Below are 19,841 nucleotides of genomic sequence, written 5' to 3'. Positions count from 1 at the left end.
CCTGGGTTTCTTTAAGATGCCGGGCAGTGCGTAGGGTTGTAAACCGCTTAATTGTTGTAATGCTGATTTGGTAAAGAAAGCCGGCATGACAAAAACGACTGGTATACAGCTTTACGCCTACCTAAAAAGCGATAAAAACTGGAGGAATCATGCAACAACATAATTTGCGCCGTTCATGGAGGACAGCGATATTGGCAGCCGGCGGTATGTTGGCGGCGTCCCAGGCTGCCCATGCCAACAAGGAACTGGAGCAATTGTCCAAACAAAATACTAACTGGGTGATGCAAACCAAGGATTATGGTTCAACTCACTACAGTGAAATGATCGATATTAATGCTAACAACGTCAAAAATTTGAAGGTAGCGTGGTCGTTTTCCACTGGCGTACTGAACGGTCACGAAGGTGGCCCGCTGGTAGTGGACGGCATCATGTATGTGCATACCCCGTATCCGAATAATGTATTTGCGTTGGATCTGAATCAGCCTGATCGGATTTTGTGGCAGTTCAAACCCAAGCAAAACCCGGCGGCACGGGCGGTGGCCTGTTGCGATGTGGTCAATCGCGGTCTGGCCTATGCGCCGGCCGGCAAGAATTACCCTGCCACCATATTTTTGAACCAGTTGGACGGACACGTAGTGGCGCTGAACGCCAAGACCGGCGAGTTGTTGTGGAAAATGGAAAACTCCGACATTGCCATGGGTTCAACGCTGACCGGTGCGCCTTTCGTTGTTAAGGACAAAGTCATTATTGGTAGCGCCGGCGCCGAGCTTGGGGTGCGTGGTTATGCTACAGCGTATGATATTAAGGACGGCAAACAGGCTTGGCGAGTTTACGCAACAGGCCCGGACGAAGATTTGAAGCTCTCTAAAGATTTCAATAGCGCCAATCCGCATTACGGTCAATTCGGTCTGGGCCAGAAAACCTGGGAAGGTGATGCCTGGAAAATCGGTGGCGGCACCAACTGGGGCTGGTATGCCTATGATAGCGATTTGGAGATGTTGTACTACGGTTCTGGCAATCCTGCGCCGTGGAATGAAACCATGCGTCCGGGAGATAATAAATGGACGATGACCATCTGGGGTCGTGACGTCAATACTGGTGAAGCTAAATTCGGCTATCAAAAAACCCCGCACGACGAGTGGGACTATGCTGGTGTCAACTACATGGGGCTGTCCGAGCAAGTGGTGAATGGCAAGTTGACTAAATTGCTGACCCATCCTGATCGTAACGGTCTGGTCTACACTCTGAACCGCGAAGACGGAACTCTGGTCAATGCGTTCAAGATTGATGACACTGTCAACTGGGTGAAAAAAGTGGATTTGCGCACCGGTCTGCCGATTCGCGATCCAGAGTATTCAACTCATATGGATCATCAGGCTACCGGTATTTGTCCATCGGCGATGGGTTATCACAATCAGGGTATCGAATCCTACGATCCGGACAAAAAACTGTTCTTCATGGGTACCAACCATATCTGCATGGACTGGGAACCTTTCATGCTGCCATATCGAGCCGGCCAGTTTTTTGTGGGCGCAACTTTGAACATGTATCCGGGTCCGAAAGGCACTTTGGGTCAGGTTAAAGCCATGAACTCGGTAACCGGTAAGATCGAGTGGGAAGTTCAGGAGAAGTTCGCGGTTTGGGGCGGTACAACCGCTACTGCTGGTGACCTAGTGTTCTATGGCACTCTTGATGGTTATATCAAGGCCCGCAACACCCGCACCGGTGAAGAGCTTTGGAAGTTTAAACTGCCTTCCGGTGTTATCGGTCATCCAATTACATATAAACACAATAATAAACAGTATGTGGCTATTTATTACGGTGTCGGCGGCTGGCCGGGCGTGGGTCTGGTGTTCGATCTGGCCGATCCAACCGCAGGTCTAGGTGCCGTGGGTGCTTTCAAAGAGCTGGCGCACTATACCCAAATGGGCGGTGGCGTGATGGTGTTCTCGCTGTAACCCTGCTTTTCCCTGGTAATACAGAGTGGGTAAATATTTTACCCACTCTTGATCGGAACCTAAAATCATGAAAAAGATATTGATGATATACCCGCTGCTGTGGGTGACGCTGTTCGGTAGCCGTTGCGGCCATGCCGAACAGCAAACCTTGAAAGTCTGCAGCGCCGAAAACGAAATGCCGTATTCCAGCAAGGACGGAACCGGTTTTGAAAATAAACTGGCCCAGTTCTTAGCTGAACAGATGGGTCGCCGACTGGAAAATGTGTACTGGAGTGATCCGCGTTATTTTGTGCGTGATTTTGTCGATAAAGGTCTGTGTGATGTGGTGATCGGTGTTGATCAGGGCGATCCACGTCTATTGACTACCCAGCCGTATTACCGTTCGGCTTATGTGTTTATTAGCCGCACTCAGGATGATCTGGCTTTGCAAAACTGGGACAACGAAGTGTTGTACCAAGCCAAACGTATAGCTTTTGTGCCTGGCACCCCTGCGGAAACCATGATGCGGGCCATAGGTCGTTATAACGATATGTTCAATTACCAGCAGGAACTGGTGGGCTTTAAGTCACGGCGTAATCAGTATGTCAAATATGAAACCGACAAACTGGTGAATGAAGTGGTCAGCGGCAAAGCCGAACTGGCAGTACTGTGGGGGCCGGCGGCAGCACGTTATGTCAAGGCGGCTGGTACGCCCTTGACCATGACGATTATTCCGGACAATAACCAGCGGGCGGACGGCGAAAAAGTGGGTTTTCATTACAGCACCTCTATTGGTGTGCGCAAGGGCGAGACTGCTTTACTGACCCAGTTGAACCAGATCATTACCGACAAGCAGGATGAAATAAATCAGCTGTTGACTGCGGAAGGCATACCCTTGCTGGATGCAGACGAAATGGCTGTGTCAATGAACCAACAGGAAACATTCAATCATGAAATTAAGCACCATTTTTAGCGTGGCGTTAATGACGGTGGGGCTGGGCGGTCTAACTCAGGCCCAAGCCGACATTACCCTGCGCAATGCCTTGACTGGCGAAGTTCTGGATTTGAGTTTTGCTAAGAAAGGCGGCAATACCGAGATTTTCAAACAGTTTATGCAAACCGGTAAAAATCCTTACAACACGGATGCGGAAGCGGTAAAAAAAGGCGAAAGTCTGTATATGACAGGCTGTTCGGGGTGTCACGGCCATGAGGCTGAAGGCAAGCTTGGGCCGGGATTGGCCGACGATTATTGGACTTACCCGCGTGCGGCCAGCGATCAGGGCTTGTTCGAAATTCTGTTTGGTGGGGCAAACGGCATGATGGGGCCGCAATACGTCAATTTCAGTAGTGACGAATTACTGCACATCATGGCTTTTATCCGCCATATCTATAAAGGCGATCCCAAGAAAGCCGAATGGTTAAAACATTAATGAGGAGCACAAGATGAAAAAACAATTGATGTTAAGTCTGGCCTTACTGGTCGGCAGCTTGACGATGACGGCACAAGCCTACGATGGCACCAAATGCAAGGAAGCCGGCAACTGTTGGGAACCAAAACCCGGTTATCCGGAAAAAGTCGCCGGTAGCAAGTACGATCCCAAGCATGATCCTAACGAGTTGAGCAAACAGGCACTATCCATTAAGGATATGGAGGCTCGTAACCAGAAACGCTGGGAAACACTGAGCAAAACCGGCAAGTTTGTTTATGACATCGAAGCAAATTAATCAGGCTGTCGCAATTGTCATTTTGGATTTCTGAGCCGGATCGCGGAAATCGAAAGATAAGTCGTACCCCTTCGGCTTATTCAGCTGTCGTCAAGACAGTATTCCGGCGGCTACCGCAATGGATTTTGCAATAGCCGCTATTTTGTTAAGACTAGTAAACCTCACAGCTCCGATAAAGCTGCACTAGGGCTGCATCGGAGTTTTTTAAAGAATTTATGAACAATACAGATAACCAGCTAGGCACCTGGCGCGATCAGGCCTTACAATTTGAAAATCAAATCAACCGTGCGGTGATTGGTCAGCAACAAGCTGTGCGCCATCTGCTGCTGGCGGTATTCGCACGTGGTCACGTTTTGCTGGAAGGTCAGGTCGGCGTAGGTAAAACCACCTTGTTGCGCGCCATGGCCCAAGGCCTGGGGGGACATTACCAGCGTATTGAGGGCGCCATTGATCTAATGCCTGCAGATCTGCTTTATTACACCTATTTGAATCAGGATGGCAGACCTTGCGTCGAACCGGGGCCTTTGCTAAAACAGGGTGAACAATTATCCATCTTCTTTTTTAACGAAATCAATCGGGCCCGCCCGCAAGTTCATGCCTTGCTGTTACGGGTCATGGCGGAACGCAGCATTAGTGCTTTCAATCGGGAATACCGATTACCGCACGTCCAGGTATTTGCCGATCGCAACCGGGTGGAAAAAGAGGAAACCTTCGAATTGCCCGCCGCAGCGCGGGATCGCTTTATGATGGAAATTACCATTAACCGGCCTATAGATGACGCCGTGCTCGACGAATTGATGTTTAACCAGCGTTATCATGATGTCGATGCTTTGGTGGCCGAGCTGGAGCCAGATGTTTTGGTCTACGACAAACTAAACCAATTGTCTCAGACCATACAAAACACTATTCAAACCAGCGTCACTCTGCGCCGTTATGCCCTGGACTTATGGAAAGCCAGTAATGAGCCACAGCATTATGGTATCCGAATAAGTGATGTTGATATGGGCCAATTGATACTGGCTGGAGCCAGTCCGCGCGGGATGAGTTACTTTATTCGCGCCGCCAAGGTCAGAGCCTGGTTAGAACAAAGAACCATGCTATTACCAGAAGATATGCAAGCAGTGTATCAGGTAATAATGACTCATCGCATCTTTCTAAATCCCGGATATGGCTATCGCAGGGAGCACATCATGCCGGAGCTGGTTAAGGGCATTTTGAATACCATCGCGGCGCCTTAGTTGCTTTGAGGCACACCACAAATCCATTGGCTTTTGAACACCATGCAAATCGGTATATTAATTAAACTCAGTATTCCCAAATCCGGTCTGAGTCAGGGGCTGGAAACTTTTCTGACCTGGTCCGGAGTCGGTCTGACGGGCGCTTTAGTCGCCAATTTTCTTGATCAACAAGCAGATCTGGCCTACGCAGCTTATTACACCAATGCAGTTAACGACGCAGTGGGTTATAACTTTTGGATTTTGCTGGCCGTGATTGGGCTGTTACTGTTCAGTTTAAGTATACCACTGCTTTATTTTAGCCCAAAAGCACCACGCATTCAGGTAATAGACCGATTGTTGCGTCGGCTCAGTTACACTTTTTTTCTGGTTGCCTTTGATGAAGGCAGCTTGATGATAGGCATTCTGCTGGCCAACTTATTACACACCAGTGAGAAAATGACACTGTTGGCTACCAAATCTTTCCTGTTCAGCAATGTTGGCCTGTTTGCGATATTGGGCTTGATGTTTATCAATGCCTTCCTCTGGCTGTTAGGAGAATCGATTTATAACCGTGATGATCAATATTGTTCAGGATTGGTCAACCTGTTACTGAAAGTGCCGCTCAAATATTTAGCACCCCTGTATTTAAGCTTCACCGGGATTGGCTTGTATTTGCTGGTTTATCAATAAACAGCCATGACTAAACCCATAAACTGTTTTGATTACCGTATAGCCCGGTTGGGATCAAGTGCCTATCCAGGTGCTCATCCAGGCCAGATGTTGGGTGGCGGTCAATTATTTATGCGCCATGAACCATTATTGGCTTATCCCGATCCGCGCCGCATTGATCTGAGAGCCAGTGTATTGGATGTGTTTCAGCACTATCGGGTGCGGGTATTTCAGCAACCTAGCAAATTGAATGTCTATGTTATTGCCGATTTATCGGCATCGATGGCTTATCGGGGTGTTCACACCAAACTTTCGGTGCTGGCGGATTTTGTCCTGTCAGCAGCACAGTCTGCGCTCCAGTGTGGCGATCATTTTGGTTTTATCGGTTGCGGACAACATCTGGATCGGCGTTGGTTATTACCGGCAGGCACCGATCTGCATCAAGTACGCAAGCTGACAGAACACTTGCTTGATTGGCAATGCCAAGGTACAGCCGAAAGCTTGGTTCAGTTAGCACCTGTATTGCCTAGTAGGCCTGCATTGTTATTTCTGGTGTCAGACTACCACTTTGATTTAACACGCTTGCGCCATATTCTGCAAATCTTGTCAGCGCATCGTGTGGTGCCGTTGGTGTTATGGGATCAGGGCGAATATGCCGAATTACCCAAATGGGGTTTGGTCAATTTTAAAGACCTGGAAACCGGGCGATCCCGAACTTTATGGATGCGGCCCGCCTTACAACAACGCATCAACCAGGCATTTGCTCAGCGTCGGCAATTAGTGCTGCGTACCTGCCGGGAGTTTGGCAGAGAAGCATTATTCATGGATGGTGAATATCGATCGGAAGTATTAACGCACTATTTTCAACAGCAAGCCCTATGAAATATTTTAGCCCAGCGCTGATATTAAGTGGGCTACTCAGTGCTTGCTCAAATCTGCCCCCACCAGCACTCAGCCACTTTACCTGGCAGACCCCGCGACCGTTCGGTTATCTGATTGGCGACGAAATTCACCATCGTATCAGCGTGCAAAGTCGGGCTGACCTGCAGTTAAATCCTCACAGCGTACCCGCTGAAGGCGCAGTGAATCGCTGGTTGCAACTCAATCGAGTCGAGATTAGGGGGCAACCGGACACACACACCACTGTGATTGATTTGAGTTATCAAATATTTTATGCAGCCCCTGAAGTGAAAACTCTGACAATCCCCGGTTTTAATCTGGAATTTAATCAGTACGGTAATGCCGTGACCCAAGTGGTACCGGCCTGGCAGTTTAGTGTATCGCCTTTACAGGAACTGGCTGTCAGAACAGATCAACAGGGTAATCGGTATATGCGGCCAGATCTAGCGCCAGAGCCGCTGGCTACGGCTAGTCTGGCATTGAGCCTGTATTTAAGTTTAGCTTTGGGTTGTGCCGGCTATCTGGCCTTTCAATACGGGTATTTTCCAGCCATGGGTCAACGGCGAATTTTTAAACAGGCAATCCGCCAATTGGAACAGTTACCCAAAACCGAACTGGGCCGAGGGCTCGCAGTCATGCATCACGCCTTCAACAGCTTATATGGTCAGGCCTTGTTTAAACATAAGTTGGCAGAGTTTTACCGCGTGTATCCCGAATATCAAAGCATTGCGCCTCAGCTCGACTGGTTTTTCAATTTTTCCAACCAGTTTCTATACAGTAACAACTCCAGCCTAGAGATCGAAACATGGGGCAAACTGGAAGATTTATCACGCCTATGTCGGGAAATCGAACGGGGGAGCCGATGAATAATCTGGGTTTTGAAACACCCTGGGCTTTGACCGGCTTACTGCTGACGTTACTGCCCTGGTTCAGAAACAGCATGCCATTCCGACCTTATCCCTGGCTGGTGCTGATACCCGCCGATTCATTATCGCAAATCCTGACGATTTTAATCCGGCTGCTGGCTACGGTAACCATCGCTGTTGCCGTTTTGGGTTTGTCAGGAATATATCTGCAGGCCCAAAAAATCGAACGTATTGGTAATGGAGCACATATAGTGCTGTTGCTGGATCGTAGCAATAGTATGGACCAAAGTTTTGCCGGCAAGACCCCAATTGGCCAGGAACAATCCAAAGCTGCTGCAGCACGCCGACTGCTCAAGGAATTTATCGATCATAGGCCGCATGATCGCATTGGTATCGCTGCTTACAGTACGGCACCGCTAATGGTGATGCCTCTCACTGAAAATAAAGTGGCCTTACATGCCGCCATAGATGCAACCGCTGCGCCGGCTTTGGCCTATACCAATATCAGTAAAGGTTTGGGGCTAGCATTGACCTATTTCGATCAGCAGCCCATGCTTGGATCAAGACTGGTTTTACTGGTGTCGGACGGTGCGGCGGTAATTGATCCCGATAGCGAAGCAGCTTTAAGAACCTTGTTCAAACAACAGCAGGTGCGCTTGTACTGGCTATTTCTGCGCACAGATAACAATCCAGGCATTTTTTCAGAGCCGGAACAGCCGGGCGATGATAATGCCCAGGCCATGCCGGAGCGTTATTTGCACCTGTTTTTTAACAGCTTGGCTATCCCCTATCAGGCCTATGAGGCCGAAAATCCGGCGGCTATGCAAAAAGCTATCGCCGATATTAATCAACTGGAACAATTGCCCTTACATTATCAGGAATTGCAGCCCAAACAAGATTTAAGCACTGAATGTTATCGTTTTTTGGCAGGCTTAATTGGGATATGGCTAATCGTGAAATATTGCGAGGTGCGTAAATGATGAGGGCAGTCAAACATCAATTAATCTGGCTGGTGTTACTGAGCAGCATAGGGTTTGCAGTAGGCGAATGTTGGAAAATATATCAGCTGCAACGCCAAAATCTATGCTTGGCAACACTGGCGGCCGGGCATGATATAGCGCTTGAACAACTGCAAGGCTCGGCACCTGAACTACGCTTGGCGCGCGCCATTTATCTGCATCAACACCAGCGGTTTCAGGAAGCTCTGGCGACATTGAGTCTGATTGTTGGTCAAGGTGACCAGCATTTTCAGGCTATGAGCCGGTACAATCTGGGCAATGTCTATCTGTCAGCAGCACAGGCAGAAATTGCAGGCGCCCATATCAATCAGGCCTTGCCGCTGCTAAGTCTTGCTAAACAGGCGTATCGGCAGGCCTTGCGACTGGACAGCGGCTTCTGGGATGCCAAATATAATCTGGAAGTGGCGTTACGACTGTTGCCGGAGTTTGATCGTATCAGCAACGACCAGCCCGACTCGCAACAAACGCCACCAACGCAATTATGGACAACCTTACCCGGATTTCCCAGAGGCTTGCCATGATGCTTAATCCTTTACCGAGTACCAGGTTTTGAAATCGATTATTAAAGATTTTCGCATCTATTGCCTGGCCTTGTGTTTGCCGGTGCTATTCCTCATGACTTTATATCCCAGCCAGCGCCAAACTCAGTCAGTGCCCAAGTTAATGTTAATTGTCGACATAACCCGCAGCATGAACTCAGAGGATTACCAGTTAGCGGACAAGCCGGTCAGTCGGCTGGAGTTTGTCAAACACAGTCTGCGTAAAGTATTAAGCCGCTTGCCCTGTCAATCTCAAGTCGGATTGGGCGTGTTTACCGAGCGCCGGGTGAACATATTGTTTCAACCGATAGAAGTATGTCAGGCCTATGCCGAACTGGATCACAGTATCGCCGCCCTGGATTGGCGTATGGCCTGGGCTGCGGATAGTCGGATCTGCAGTGGCCTGTTGAACAGTATGCAACAATTGCTTGGCACAAACACCGCACTGGTATTTATCAGCGACGGTCAGGAAGCGCCGCCGCTAAACTTACGTTACCGCAGCGACTTTAGTGAACTGAAAGGAAAAGTCAAAGGTATCATCATTGGCAGTGGTGGTTTGCGGGCAGTGGCGATACCGAAATTCAATAATTCCGGGCAGCGTACCGGTAACTATGGCCCAGATGATGTTCCCCAGCGCTCCACCTTTGGCGAATCCGATCTGAATCCAGAAAAAATTGACGGCTATGATGCCCGAAACGCACCTTTTGGCCGAGCAGCAGTGCAGGGTAACGAACATCTTAGTGCGTTGCAGGAACCCTATTTGCAATCACTTGCCGCTGAAACCGGCTTAGCGTATCAGCGTTTAACAAACAGTGCAGACTTGCAACGAGTCCTGCAAGCACCCGAGTTGGGCATACTGACTGAAGTTGAGGCCGATATTCGCTGGTATTATGTTTTGACGGTATTGATTTTGGTATTATTGCTGTTTATTTAGTCCATCCCGGCATAGCCTTTATGACTTCAGCATTGAAGAATGGATGTGCTATACCAAACCATTTCGGCTTAATAACCAATACCCAACTTATGGCACGCTTAAGCTATGCAGATTGATGTTTTGATTGTCGGGCAAGGACTGGCCGGCAGCCTGCTGGCCTGGGAATTAATCCGGCAGCAATGCCGTGTGTTAGTGCTGGATAATGCTCAGCTCAATTCCTCCCAGGTCGCGGCGGGATTGATCAATCCGGTGACCGGCAAACGCTTGTTGAAAGCGGCTGATATGGAAATTTTATTGCCGGCGGCAAAACTCTGTTATCAGCAATTAAGTCAGGCTTTTGCCCAGGCCTTTTTGATAGAAATGCCGATGTTGCGGATTTTGCAAAACCCGAACCAGCAAACTTATGCCTTGCAACGTTTGCAGCAGCAAGAATACCAACCTTATCTACAGGCATGGCAACCAGCTGTAGATGGAATAGTTGCCGAATTTGGTGTGTTGCCGCAGACTCAGACTGGGTATTTACGAACTCAGGCCTTATTAACAGCATTACGCACATTTTTTATTGCCCAGGGTTGTTATCGGCAAGTGCAACTGGATTATCAGGATATTAGCCTGCAACCTTATTTACAATGGCAAGATATACAGTCACGCCATATTGTGTTTTGTGAAGGCCATCAAGCGCTGGCCAATCCCTGGTTTGGAGGTTTGCCGTTTCAATTGGCCAAAGGCGAAATACTCAGTTGTCATACGCCGGACCAATATGCCCGGCTGATTCTTAATTATGGACACTGGTTTTTACCTTTGCCGGACGGGCATTTTAAAACCGGGGCAACTTTCAGTTATGGCAATACCGACACCTTACCCAGCCAAGCCGCACAGGATAAATTGCTGAGTGACTTGCAACAGGTATGTCCCCAGCTTAAGCCAGTCAGCATCACCTCACATCAGGCCGGTATTCGGCCCACCACCCTGGATAAACAGGCTTTTGTCGGCAGCCATCCCTATTATAAAAACTTGCACATTTTCAATGGCTTTGGTGCCAAAGGCAGTTTGTCGATTCCTTGGCATGCCTTGCAGCTGATTGCTGCACTAACAAACCAGCAGCCATTACCTAAAACCAGCGATATTCAACGATATTATGCAACCAGTTTCACTGCTTGAAATAGCCCATCATCGTTTAGAGCAAATTTTGTGTCCCGGTGATGTGGCGATAGACGCTACCTTGGGGAATGGACACGACGCGCTGTTTTTAGCCCAACGGGTAGGAGAGCAGGGTAGTGTCTACGGATTTGACATTCAGGTTCAAGCCATAGCGGCTACCCAGGCACGCTTGGCGCAATATCCACAGCACAAAGTCACGCTGTTTAATGTTTGTCATGCACAAATGCTCCGCCTATTGCCGGAAAGCCTCAAAGGTCAGATTAAAGCAGTGATGTTCAATTTAGGCTATCTGCCAGGTGGTGATAAGACTCTGATCACGCAAAGCCACACCACACTAGCTGCCCTGAATGCTGCTGGCAAATTTTTGGCTGAGCGGGGCATGATGACAGTACTGGCCTATCCCGGGCACCAAGGCGGTGATCAAGAAGTGCAGGCCTTGTCCGATTGGCTGGAACGACAACCTGACTATCAGGTTGAACTGATCCACAGTCAGCATCCGCGTCCCTATGCGCCCCGGCTTTTTGTTATCCGTAAGCAATCGCATCTGCTATGATTGGAATTCCTTTATATAAAACGAAACAAATATGTCAGAATTTAACAATGTAACCGTCATCAAACAAGCCAATGTCTATTTTGACGGTAAGGTCAATAGTCGATCTATTCAATTTGCCGATGGATCCGTAAAAACCCTGGGTTTCATGCAGCCTGGCGAATATACTTTTAATACAGGCGCACCTGAACTGATGGAAATACTGGCCGGAGAAATGGCCGTTGCTTTACCCGGTAACGACCAATGGCTAACTATCAAAGGCGGTGAATCTTTTGAAGTGCCGGGCAACGCTCAGTTCACTGTTCAGGTAAAAGTGGCCAGCGACTATTGCTGTTCATTTCTAAAATAAGTCCTTCAAGCTAAAATTAAAAGTCATGCGTCTGGACTCACCCTTTGCTGACAAATCATTACAAAATTCGTCGGCTCAAGATTATTCCAGGCGCAGCTTAGGCAGTATGGAGATGTGATCCATTTCTTACATTTAAGGATAAGTATGAATATTAAAATCCTGCCATTGATACTATTGAGTATTGTCGTTAGTTTTTTGCAAGCGCCTATGGCTAATGCTGAAAATGATTACGAAATATCCAGAGAGCATAAATGGGAGCATCTTACGGAAGAGTTACAGTTAAGTGCCGATCAAAAAGCCAAGCTTGAAGCGATTTACAATGAAAAGCATGAAAAGCTGCGGGCAATCCGCGAAGAGTCGCAAAACCGCATTAAAGAATTATTAACTGAAGAACAACTAGGCAAATGGAATGCTTTGAAAAGACAGCGTTACGAAAATTCAATTAAATAGCCAATAACTAGCTTAATTCTGGTAACTATTCAGCGTCGAATTATCACTTTAAAAAAACAGGCAGTTGTAGGATGTGCTAAACGCAGTGCAGCGCATCATTCGGAGACAACTACTTGTTTGAAATGGATCATCCGAAATTTACGCTGAATAATTACTAATTCTGTAGATTAATCTTCCGTCTAGGTCGGAAAAGACCTTTTAAATGAGTCGCTAGTTTGGTCTGAGCTGATAATTAATCCCGCATCCAGTTTTCAACCAGGCGGCTGGGAATATGGGAAGATTCGCTGGTTTTCGGATAGTTTTTGCCGGTAATGATGCAATAAATGACCCGTAAAGTATCCATTAACAATAACCAACTGATCAGCATAAACAACGCGGTTAAACCGGCATCCAGATAGTCGTTAAAAATAAGTTGTGGGGCTTTAGCTATTTGTTCGGCAGCCAGTAAGCCATGTGTCAGTTTGTCTGATAAATCGGTGGCATGGGCCAAAAAGCCGATGCGTAAATTATCTGAAAACAATTTTTCCCAAGCGGCGCAACTGGTGATCAACATTAGCCAGGCCAGCGGCACAGCAGTAACCCAGACATATTTTAGTTTGCCGGATTTGACTAAAATCGTGGTTGCCACGCATAAAGCAATCGCCGCCAACATCTGATTGGCGATACCGAACAAAGGCCACAAACTGTTAATGCCGCCTAAGGGATCCAGCGTCCCCATATACAAAAAATAACCCCAGCCACATACAACACAGGCACTACATAGCAGAATGCTGCCATAACCATTGGTTTGGTTGGGACTGGACTTAAAATTGCCGAGCAGATCCTGTAACATGAAACGAGCAACCCGGGTGCCGGCATCCAGCGTGGTCAGAATAAACAAGGCTTCAAACATAATGGCAAAGTGATACCAGATCGCGAGCAGATTTTCACCAAAAACCTTGGCGAACAGACTGGCCATACCCACTGCCAGTGAGGGAGCGCCGCCAGTACGGGCCAACAGACTGGATTCGCCCATAGCATTTGCCAATTGCTGCATTTGTTCGACATTAACGGCAAAGCCCCAGCTACTGATTTTGGCCACTGCAATGGCAGCCTCCTTGCCAACCATACCAGCCGGACTATTAATAGCAAAATACACACCGGGTTCCAGCACCGTAGCGGCGATCATGGCCATGATTGCCACAAACGATTCCATCATCATGGCCCCATAACCAATAAAGCGGGCATCCTGCTCATTACTTAATAATTTGGGAGTGGTTCCGGAAGAAATCAGCGCGTGAAAACCCGATATAGCGCCACAGGCAATCGTAATAAAAACAAATGGAAACAGTTTGCCCGCAAAAATTGGACCGCTACCGTCAATAAAAGGGGTGAGAGCCGGCATTTTCAAATCGGGATGCAAGATAATAATAGCCAGAGCCAGCGCGGCTATTGTGCCTAATTTCATAAAAGTGGATAAATAGTCGCGGGGTGCCAATAACAGCCAGACAGGTAAAACCGCAGCGGCAAAGCCATAAATGATAATCATCACCGCTAATTGTGGCGCTTCGTAGTCAAACCAGCCACGTAGAGTAGGGCTGCTATCCAGCCAGCCGCCGCCGATCACAGCCAGAATCAGTAATGACACACCTATCAGAGTAGCTTCCAGTACCCGGCCTGGACGAAACTGGTGCAGATACAGGCCCATCAAAATCGCAATAGGGATAGTAGCTGCTACGGTTGCAGTGGCCCAGGGGCTATGTTTCATGGCATTCACAACCACCAGTCCCAGCACCGCAATCAGAATAATCATGATGGCCATTACCCCCAGCATGGCGGCAGCCCCCCCAATCACCCCCAATTCATCCTTAGCCATTTGGCCTAAGGAACGGCCATCGCGTCGTACTGAGAAAAATAATATGACAAAATCCTGTACGCAGCCGCCTAAAACCGCACCGACCAGAATCCAGAGAGTGCCGGGCAGATAGCCAAACTGCGCTGCCAGCGTTGGGCCTATCAAAGGTCCCGGCCCGGCGATTGCCGCAAAATGATGGCCAAACACGACCCATTTATGCGTGGGGATAAAATCGCGACCATCATTAAAGCGTTCGGCTGGGGTGGCTCGGGCGGCATCCAGGCTGAGTACTTTTGCCGCAATAAACGCACTGTAAAAACGGTAACCCAGTACATAAACACAGACAGCGGCGATCACCAGCCACAAGCTGTTAATTGTTTCGCCGCGTTGTAGGGCTATAGTACCCACCGCAAAAATTCCGGTTAAAGTAATAGTAGACCAAAGCAGGATGGAAGATAGATTGAGTTTATTGTCTGACATGGATATGCTTAATGAATGATAATTCTACAAGACTTAATTGCTTGCTTGTCTTAGCATGTCAATGTTAGCACATGCAGCCGATGGAGCGTGTGCTAGTCTCAGGCTTGCGTATCCTCTCAATCCTACTAAATCATGGAGAATAAAATGAAACAGATGCAAAAAACTTATCTTGCCGGCTTAATTGTCCTGTCCACTTTCTTGAGTCCGGCTTTGGTCAACGCCGAAACCGCAAGCCACCCCGAGCAGGCTCTACATGGCTCATATAAGGATTGGCGGGTTCTGGGTGTGTCACATAGACTGGATAAAAAATACGTCAGAGCTATCCTGGGAAATGATATCGCCATTAATGCCGCACGCAGCGGTAAAACTCAGCCCTGGCCGGATGGGACGGTGATAGCCAAATTGTCTTGGAAAGAGCAAACCCATCCGCGTTGGCCGCAGGCTGTCATTCCTGGCGAATTTGCCGGAGCCGAAGCCATTATTAAAGACAGTAAAAAATATCCGGAAACCGGTGGTTGGGCGTTTGGACATTGGGAAGGCGGTAATCTAGTGATTAACGACAAGGAAAAAACGGCGACCTGTTTTGCTTGTCATACCATCATGAAAGATCATGATTACGTGTTTACCGAACCAGCACTGCAATAATTCCGTCGGCTGGTAATATGCCTTAGCTGCCCACAGCCATCAGGCTGCTGGGTACGCTCCATAATAATTTGGCGCTAGGGCGTGCCGACAACTCAACTTCCAATCGCGTTAAAGAGGCTTTTTTAATCACAATTGAGGCGCTTTCGGTTTGCAGTAAAGCCGCAATCAATTCGGAAAAATCCGGTTCATGTCCCACCAGCCAGATATCATCCAAACCTTGTTCAGCCAATTTGCCTAAAGCCCGAAAAAATTGGGGTGGCGTGGTATGGATGATCAGCCAATCAGCAGTTTGAACTGCTGGGCAGCCCGGTAGACGTTGCTGCAAGCCTTGAGCGGTTTGTTGGGCGCGTAATAAGGGACTGGCAAACAAATTACTCGGAATCAAATCATTGAGTAGGCAAAAAGCTGACAGACGTTTCAGCTGTTTTTCGCCTTTTTCCGACAAAGCCCGTTGCGGATCGGGGAGGCTTAAACTACGGTCAACCGCTGCAGCATGTCTTAATAAAGTAATTTGCATAAATAAAATCCGGGTACAAAATAATTAGAGTTGTTTAATGTAACAAGTTGATTGCCAACTGATAACATGTGTGATGCCCGGCTGGGATTCCAGTGCCTGTAAAATAGGGCTAATACGTTCGGGAGTATCGTAAAACTCGACGATCAGCGGTAAATCCAGCGACAGATCAGACAAGGAACTTAAATGCAGTTTGCCGTCAGCGCCAAAACCGGCAATACCGCGCACAACCGTAACCCCGGACACCTGAACCTCATCGTGCAAAAATTTTAGTAAATCGCTCAACAGGTTTTCGCCTTCGCGCAAATAGACCCTAACTATCGTTACAGTTTTAGTTGCCATAGGCCCTTTCCTATCCAAAAGCCTAGCCAGACCGTGCTGATACTGCACAGAGAGCTAATCACGAAGAGCCCGGACAAACCGGTTAAATCCAGATTATCTGCGACCGGTTTGTCAGCCAGATAAAAACTGGTTGCGGCCGTCAATAAGGTGGGCAGTATGATAAACAACAAGTTATGCAGCTCACCACTGGGATTAAAACGGTGCAAGCCATAAGCTGTCAGTCCGGCCAATAGCAATCCGCTGCCGTAAAATGCCAATAAAGTCAGATATGGCTGTAGATCTGCCGAACTTGGATAAATCGGGGTAGAGATCAGATTACGCGCCAGAAACAAACCGGACCAGCAAGCAATCAGGCACAGAAACACGCTTAGGGTGACGTTCAAAAAGGCTTTGAGTTGGCTGCCGGCTTCAAAAAGCGCAATGGTTTCCAAAGCAAACGTGGAAAAAGTGGTGTAGGCTCCCAGAAAGCCCACCAGTACGGCGGCACGATATTCAACAGCCAGTGCCAGCCGCTGTATCATTAATTCGCTGAGCAAGCCCATTAAAAAAGAGCCGGAAACATTGATAAACAGTGTTGCGCTGGGAAACCCCCGACCCAGTACACCATAAATACCATTGGCTACCAGAAAACGGCTGACTGCCCCGAAGGCCCCGCCCAAAGCTATGGCAATAATGGCAGTCATAGATGCAAGCGATTTGGCGCAGGCAGCAAAAAACAGTAAATTTTGGCGCTAAACATCACTAAACTCAACGGTAGTACGCTTACCCGTAATATAGCATGTTAAGTTAAAGCTATGTCACCGTTAATACCGGAAAACTGAGTGGAAAAATCAAAGTGTTAGGCTGTTTTCAGAGGGGGTATAGCAGATTGCTGTTTAGCTGTGTCGGGGCTGAGGCATTTTTTCGCGTAATTTTAAGAAGCGCCGATAACGGCTGAGAGGAATTACACCACTTTCAGCGGCGGCTCTAATCGCGCAATCCTTGTCTGTAACATGACGGCAATCGTTAAACCGGCATAGGCCAAGGTAGGGCTGAAACTCCCGATAACCCCTGGCCAGTTGCGCTTCGGAAAGACCGGCCAAACCAAAAATAGCTACGCCGGGGCTGTCAATCAAATCGCCACCGCCAGGCAAATGATACAGAGTGGCGGCAGTAGTGGTATGCCGGCCATGGCGGGTGATCGCAGAGACACTATTGATTTTTAAATCCCTGTTGGGCAGCAAAGCCTTACTCAAAGAAGATTTACCCACCCCGGACTGGCCGGTAAACATACTGGTTTTGGCGCGCAAGTTATCCAGCAATTCAGCCATGCCGATTTGCTGATGAGCGCTGACGCTATGCAGGGTATAGCCTAGAGACTGATAATACTTAAGTTCCTGCAGCATCTCAGCCGGGTAGGGCAGATCGATTTTATTAAACACCAGTGCAGCATTGATATTGCAGTTTTCGCAAATGGCCAGATACTGATCCAGCAGCAAAAAATCGCAGACCGGTTCCGTGGCAAACACCACAAAAATCGTATCCAGATTGGCTGCCACTGGCCTGACTTGATCGCCGCGGCTGGGACGTTGCAATACCGAACGGCGGGGCAAGATTTCTTCAATACGGCCTTGCTCCGGCCCGGTGATGCTCAATAATACTTGGTCGCCCACCACCACCGTATCCAGTTTGCGCAGGGTTTGGCATAACATAATGCCCTCTGCTGTTTCTACAGCAATGCCCTGACCCAGATGCGCGATAACCAGACCTGCGTGCCGGGCTGTCATCAAGCGGACTGCAATTTTGCTTCGATATGGGCAATCCGGATCGCAGCCGGCGGATGGCTGTAATGAAATGCCGAATACAGAGGGTCGGGTGTCAGCGTGCTGGCATTTTCTTCATACAGCTTCACCAGACCGCTGACCATTTTACTGCCCTGCGCATGGCTGGTGGCAAAGTCGTCCGCTTCAAACTCGAATTTACGTTGAAAATAAGCACTAATCGGCTGCATAAATGTGGTAAATACCGGCGAAACTAGGGTAAACAACAAAAGCGCGGCCGCATTCGAATGTGTGCTGACCCCCAGTCCGTCAAAAAACCAGTCCTGAGTAATCAGCCAGCCCAGCACCGCAAAACTGATCAGCGTCATGATCGACGAAGCTACCAGCATTTTAATTACATGTTTGCATTTAAAATGGCCCAATTCATGAGCCAGTACAGCTTCCAGTTCATCCTCATCCAGCGAATTAATCAGCGTATCAAAAAACACAATGCGTTTATTATTGCCCAGCCCGGTAAAATAGGCATTGCCATGGCCGGAGCGCCGCGAACCGTCCATAATGAAAATGCCCTGACTGTTAAAGCCGCAACGTTTCAGCAAATCCTGAATCCGATCGCGCAAACTGCCATCCTGCATGGGGGTAAACTTATTGAACAGAGGGGCAATGACGGTGGGGAATAACCAGCTCATCAACAGCGAAAAACTGATAATAATCAGCCAGGCGTAAACCCACCACAGGCTGCCGATACTATCCATAACCCATAAAATCAAGGCTAACAGCGGCATGCCGATAATCAGAGTCAGGCCGATCGAAATCAGCTGATCCTTGGCAAATTGCCCCAGGGTATTCTTATTGAAACCGTATTTTTCTTCAATAACAAAGGTTTGATACAGGCTGAACGGCATCTCGATCAATGTCATCAGCAAAATAATACTGGCTACAGCGGCTAAACTGGATTGCATCGTCGACAGTTCAAATGTAGCCCAAAAGTCAAAAACCAGGCTGACCCCACCACCTAAAGTCAAAGCCAGCAGAAACAGCAATCCAGCCACACTGTCTAGATCACCCAACCGGCTTTTTTCGATGGTGTAATCGGCTGCTTTTTGATGGGCATTGAGCGCAACCCGATCACGGAACGCTGCCGGCACTTCATCTCGGTGGTCACGCACATAAGATTTTTGGCGAGCAGATAGCCAGAATTGAACACCATAGGACAAGGCCAGGGCGATAAGAAAAATTACGGTAAAATTATTCATCGATAGAGTGCATTTGGGTTAACGAATAGCAGCAAAGATTAGCTAATGCTACAATTTGCTGCAACTATTTATCTAATATATTAAAAAAAACATGTCACAGGACGCTGCCAACCTGATCTGGATTGATTTGGAAATGACCGGACTCGATCCGGATCGTGATTTAATTATCGAAATCGCCACCATTGTTACCGATAAAAATCTGAATATCCTTGCCCAAGGTCCGGTATTTGCTGTACATCAAAGCGAAGCGGCACTGGCCGGCATGGATGAATGGAACCAGACTCACCATGGCCAGTCCGGGCTGATCAATCGGGTGCGTAACTCCCAGATTAGCACTGCTGAAGCCGAAAGCCTAACCCTGGATTTTTTAAAAAACTGGTTGCTGCCCAGAACTTCGCCCATGTGCGGGAATAGCATCTGCCAGGACAGACGGTTTTTATACCGCTATATGCCCAAACTGGAAGCCTTTTTTCATTATCGTAATCTGGATGTATCCACCGTCAAAGAACTGGCTGCTCGCTGGGCGCCACAGCTAAACGACGGCTTCAAGAAAAAAGCAGCCCATCAAGCCATGGATGATATTCTGGAATCCATAGAAGAGCTACGCTATTACCGCGAACAATTTTTTAAATTTTAAACATAAAGGTTTTCCAGAATGCAACTAAGCCACAGCTTATGCCATCTCGCAGACCTT

The 19,841-nt window shown here is 48.2% G+C and carries 23 protein-coding genes; 17 read left to right on the top strand and 6 right to left on the bottom strand.

Annotated features, from left to right (window positions below; translation table 11 throughout):
- Positions 1-149: 149 nt before the first annotated feature.
- From KEF85_RS12460 to KEF85_RS12390, 15 genes are all read left to right on the top strand, one after another.
- Positions 150-1,958 carry a methanol/ethanol family PQQ-dependent dehydrogenase gene (locus tag KEF85_RS12460; RefSeq protein ID WP_215581039.1) on the top strand — a complete coding sequence of 603 codons (1,809 nt, stop codon included), beginning with the start codon at positions 150-152 and terminating at the stop codon, positions 1,956-1,958.
- A 67-nt stretch (positions 1,959-2,025) separates the two neighbouring features.
- Positions 2,026-2,910 carry a methanol oxidation system protein MoxJ gene (gene moxJ / locus KEF85_RS12455; RefSeq protein WP_215581037.1) on the top strand — a complete coding sequence of 295 codons (885 nt, stop codon included), beginning with the start codon at positions 2,026-2,028 and terminating at the stop codon, positions 2,908-2,910.
- A gap of 10 nt (positions 2,911-2,920) precedes the next feature.
- Complete coding sequence (gene moxG / locus KEF85_RS12450) at positions 2,921-3,367, top strand: cytochrome c(L), periplasmic (RefSeq protein WP_425515602.1); 447 nt, start codon at positions 2,921-2,923, stop codon at positions 3,365-3,367.
- 13 nt (positions 3,368-3,380) lie between these two features.
- Positions 3,381-3,662 carry a methanol dehydrogenase [cytochrome c] subunit gene (locus KEF85_RS12445; protein ID WP_215581034.1) on the top strand — a complete coding sequence of 94 codons (282 nt, stop codon included), beginning with the start codon at positions 3,381-3,383 and terminating at the stop codon, positions 3,660-3,662.
- A gap of 215 nt (positions 3,663-3,877) precedes the next feature.
- Positions 3,878-4,900, top strand: a complete 1,023-nt coding sequence (locus KEF85_RS12440) for an AAA family ATPase (RefSeq protein ID WP_215581032.1) — start codon at positions 3,878-3,880, stop codon at positions 4,898-4,900.
- Positions 4,901-4,942: 42 nt separating this feature from the next.
- Positions 4,943-5,569, top strand: coding sequence for an MxaP protein (locus tag KEF85_RS12435; protein ID WP_215581031.1), 627 nt, complete (start codon positions 4,943-4,945; stop codon positions 5,567-5,569).
- A 6-nt stretch (positions 5,570-5,575) separates the two neighbouring features.
- The gene (locus KEF85_RS12430; RefSeq protein ID WP_215581030.1) at positions 5,576-6,430 is read left to right on the top strand and encodes a DUF58 domain-containing protein; all 855 of its coding nucleotides are present in this window, start codon (positions 5,576-5,578) and stop codon (positions 6,428-6,430) included.
- Complete coding sequence (locus KEF85_RS12425; RefSeq protein ID WP_215581029.1) at positions 6,427-7,314, top strand: nonribosomal peptide synthetase MxaA; 888 nt, start codon at positions 6,427-6,429, stop codon at positions 7,312-7,314. Before KEF85_RS12430 ends, KEF85_RS12425 begins: the two co-directional genes overlap by 4 nt.
- Positions 7,311-8,294 (top strand): vWA domain-containing protein, encoded by a 984-nt coding sequence (locus tag KEF85_RS12420; protein ID WP_215581028.1) that lies wholly within the window; start codon positions 7,311-7,313, stop codon positions 8,292-8,294. The genes KEF85_RS12425 and KEF85_RS12420 overlap by 4 nt, the downstream gene beginning before the upstream one ends.
- Entirely contained in the window at positions 8,291-8,854 is a 564-nt protein-coding gene (locus tag KEF85_RS12415; protein ID WP_215581027.1) for an MxaK protein, read from the top strand. Before KEF85_RS12420 ends, KEF85_RS12415 begins: the two co-directional genes overlap by 4 nt.
- Positions 8,855-8,948: 94 nt before the next feature.
- Complete coding sequence (locus tag KEF85_RS12410; RefSeq protein ID WP_215581025.1) at positions 8,949-9,806, top strand: vWA domain-containing protein; 858 nt, start codon at positions 8,949-8,951, stop codon at positions 9,804-9,806.
- A 105-nt stretch (positions 9,807-9,911) separates the two neighbouring features.
- Positions 9,912-10,967, top strand: a complete 1,056-nt coding sequence (locus KEF85_RS12405) for an NAD(P)/FAD-dependent oxidoreductase (RefSeq protein WP_215581023.1) — start codon at positions 9,912-9,914, stop codon at positions 10,965-10,967.
- On the top strand, positions 10,945-11,520 hold the full coding sequence (gene mnmM, locus KEF85_RS12400) for a tRNA 5-(aminomethyl)-2-thiouridylate-methyltransferase MnmM (RefSeq protein ID WP_215581021.1): 576 nt from the start codon (positions 10,945-10,947) through the stop codon (positions 11,518-11,520). Before KEF85_RS12405 ends, mnmM begins: the two co-directional genes overlap by 23 nt.
- A gap of 31 nt (positions 11,521-11,551) precedes the next feature.
- Positions 11,552-11,866: a pyrimidine/purine nucleoside phosphorylase gene (gene ppnP / locus KEF85_RS12395; protein WP_215581019.1), complete on the top strand. Its 315-nt coding sequence runs from the start codon at positions 11,552-11,554 to the stop codon at positions 11,864-11,866.
- A gap of 144 nt (positions 11,867-12,010) precedes the next feature.
- Positions 12,011-12,316 carry a hypothetical protein gene (locus tag KEF85_RS12390; protein WP_215581018.1) on the top strand — a complete coding sequence of 102 codons (306 nt, stop codon included), beginning with the start codon at positions 12,011-12,013 and terminating at the stop codon, positions 12,314-12,316.
- A 232-nt stretch (positions 12,317-12,548) separates the two neighbouring features.
- On the opposite strand, the gene KEF85_RS12385 is transcribed toward KEF85_RS12390, so the two are convergent.
- Positions 12,549-14,630, bottom strand: a complete 2,082-nt coding sequence (locus KEF85_RS12385) for a carbon starvation CstA family protein (RefSeq protein ID WP_215581015.1) — start codon at positions 14,628-14,630, stop codon at positions 12,549-12,551.
- A gap of 144 nt (positions 14,631-14,774) precedes the next feature.
- Here KEF85_RS12385 and KEF85_RS12380 point away from each other — a divergent pair, with 144 nt between their 5' ends.
- Positions 14,775-15,275, top strand: a complete 501-nt coding sequence (locus KEF85_RS12380; RefSeq protein WP_246534929.1) for a cytochrome P460 family protein — start codon at positions 14,775-14,777, stop codon at positions 15,273-15,275.
- 22 nt (positions 15,276-15,297) lie between these two features.
- Here KEF85_RS12380 and KEF85_RS12375 read toward each other — a convergent pair whose 3' ends face one another.
- The 5 genes from KEF85_RS12375 to KEF85_RS12355 form a co-directional block, all read right to left on the bottom strand.
- Complete coding sequence (locus KEF85_RS12375) at positions 15,298-15,792, bottom strand: SixA phosphatase family protein (RefSeq protein WP_215581013.1); 495 nt, start codon at positions 15,790-15,792, stop codon at positions 15,298-15,300.
- 24 nt (positions 15,793-15,816) lie between these two features.
- Positions 15,817-16,131, bottom strand: a complete 315-nt coding sequence (locus KEF85_RS12370) for a DUF190 domain-containing protein (protein ID WP_215581011.1) — start codon at positions 16,129-16,131, stop codon at positions 15,817-15,819.
- On the bottom strand, positions 16,113-16,814 hold the full coding sequence (gene crcB / locus KEF85_RS17005; RefSeq protein ID WP_215581009.1) for a fluoride efflux transporter CrcB: 702 nt from the start codon (positions 16,812-16,814) through the stop codon (positions 16,113-16,115). Before crcB ends, KEF85_RS12370 begins: the two co-directional genes overlap by 19 nt.
- A 192-nt stretch (positions 16,815-17,006) precedes the next feature.
- The gene (gene rsgA, locus KEF85_RS12360; protein ID WP_215581007.1) at positions 17,007-17,897 is read right to left on the bottom strand and encodes a ribosome small subunit-dependent GTPase A; all 891 of its coding nucleotides are present in this window, start codon (positions 17,895-17,897) and stop codon (positions 17,007-17,009) included.
- A complete protein-coding gene (locus tag KEF85_RS12355) occupies positions 17,897-19,147 on the bottom strand; it encodes a M48 family metallopeptidase (RefSeq protein ID WP_215581005.1) in 1,251 nt (416 codons plus the stop codon). Before KEF85_RS12355 ends, rsgA begins: the two co-directional genes overlap by 1 nt.
- Before the next feature lie 91 nt (positions 19,148-19,238).
- Here KEF85_RS12355 and orn point away from each other — a divergent pair, with 91 nt between their 5' ends.
- The gene (gene orn, locus KEF85_RS12350; protein WP_215581004.1) at positions 19,239-19,784 is read left to right on the top strand and encodes an oligoribonuclease; all 546 of its coding nucleotides are present in this window, start codon (positions 19,239-19,241) and stop codon (positions 19,782-19,784) included.
- Positions 19,785-19,841: the final 57 nt, after the last annotated feature.

The sequence above is a fragment of the Methylomonas paludis genome, assembly GCF_018734325.1.
Lineage (GTDB): Bacteria > Pseudomonadota > Gammaproteobacteria > Methylococcales > Methylomonadaceae > Methylomonas > Methylomonas paludis.
The sequence above is the reverse complement of the archived record's forward strand: the minus strand, read 5'-3'. Positions and strand labels throughout refer to the sequence as shown.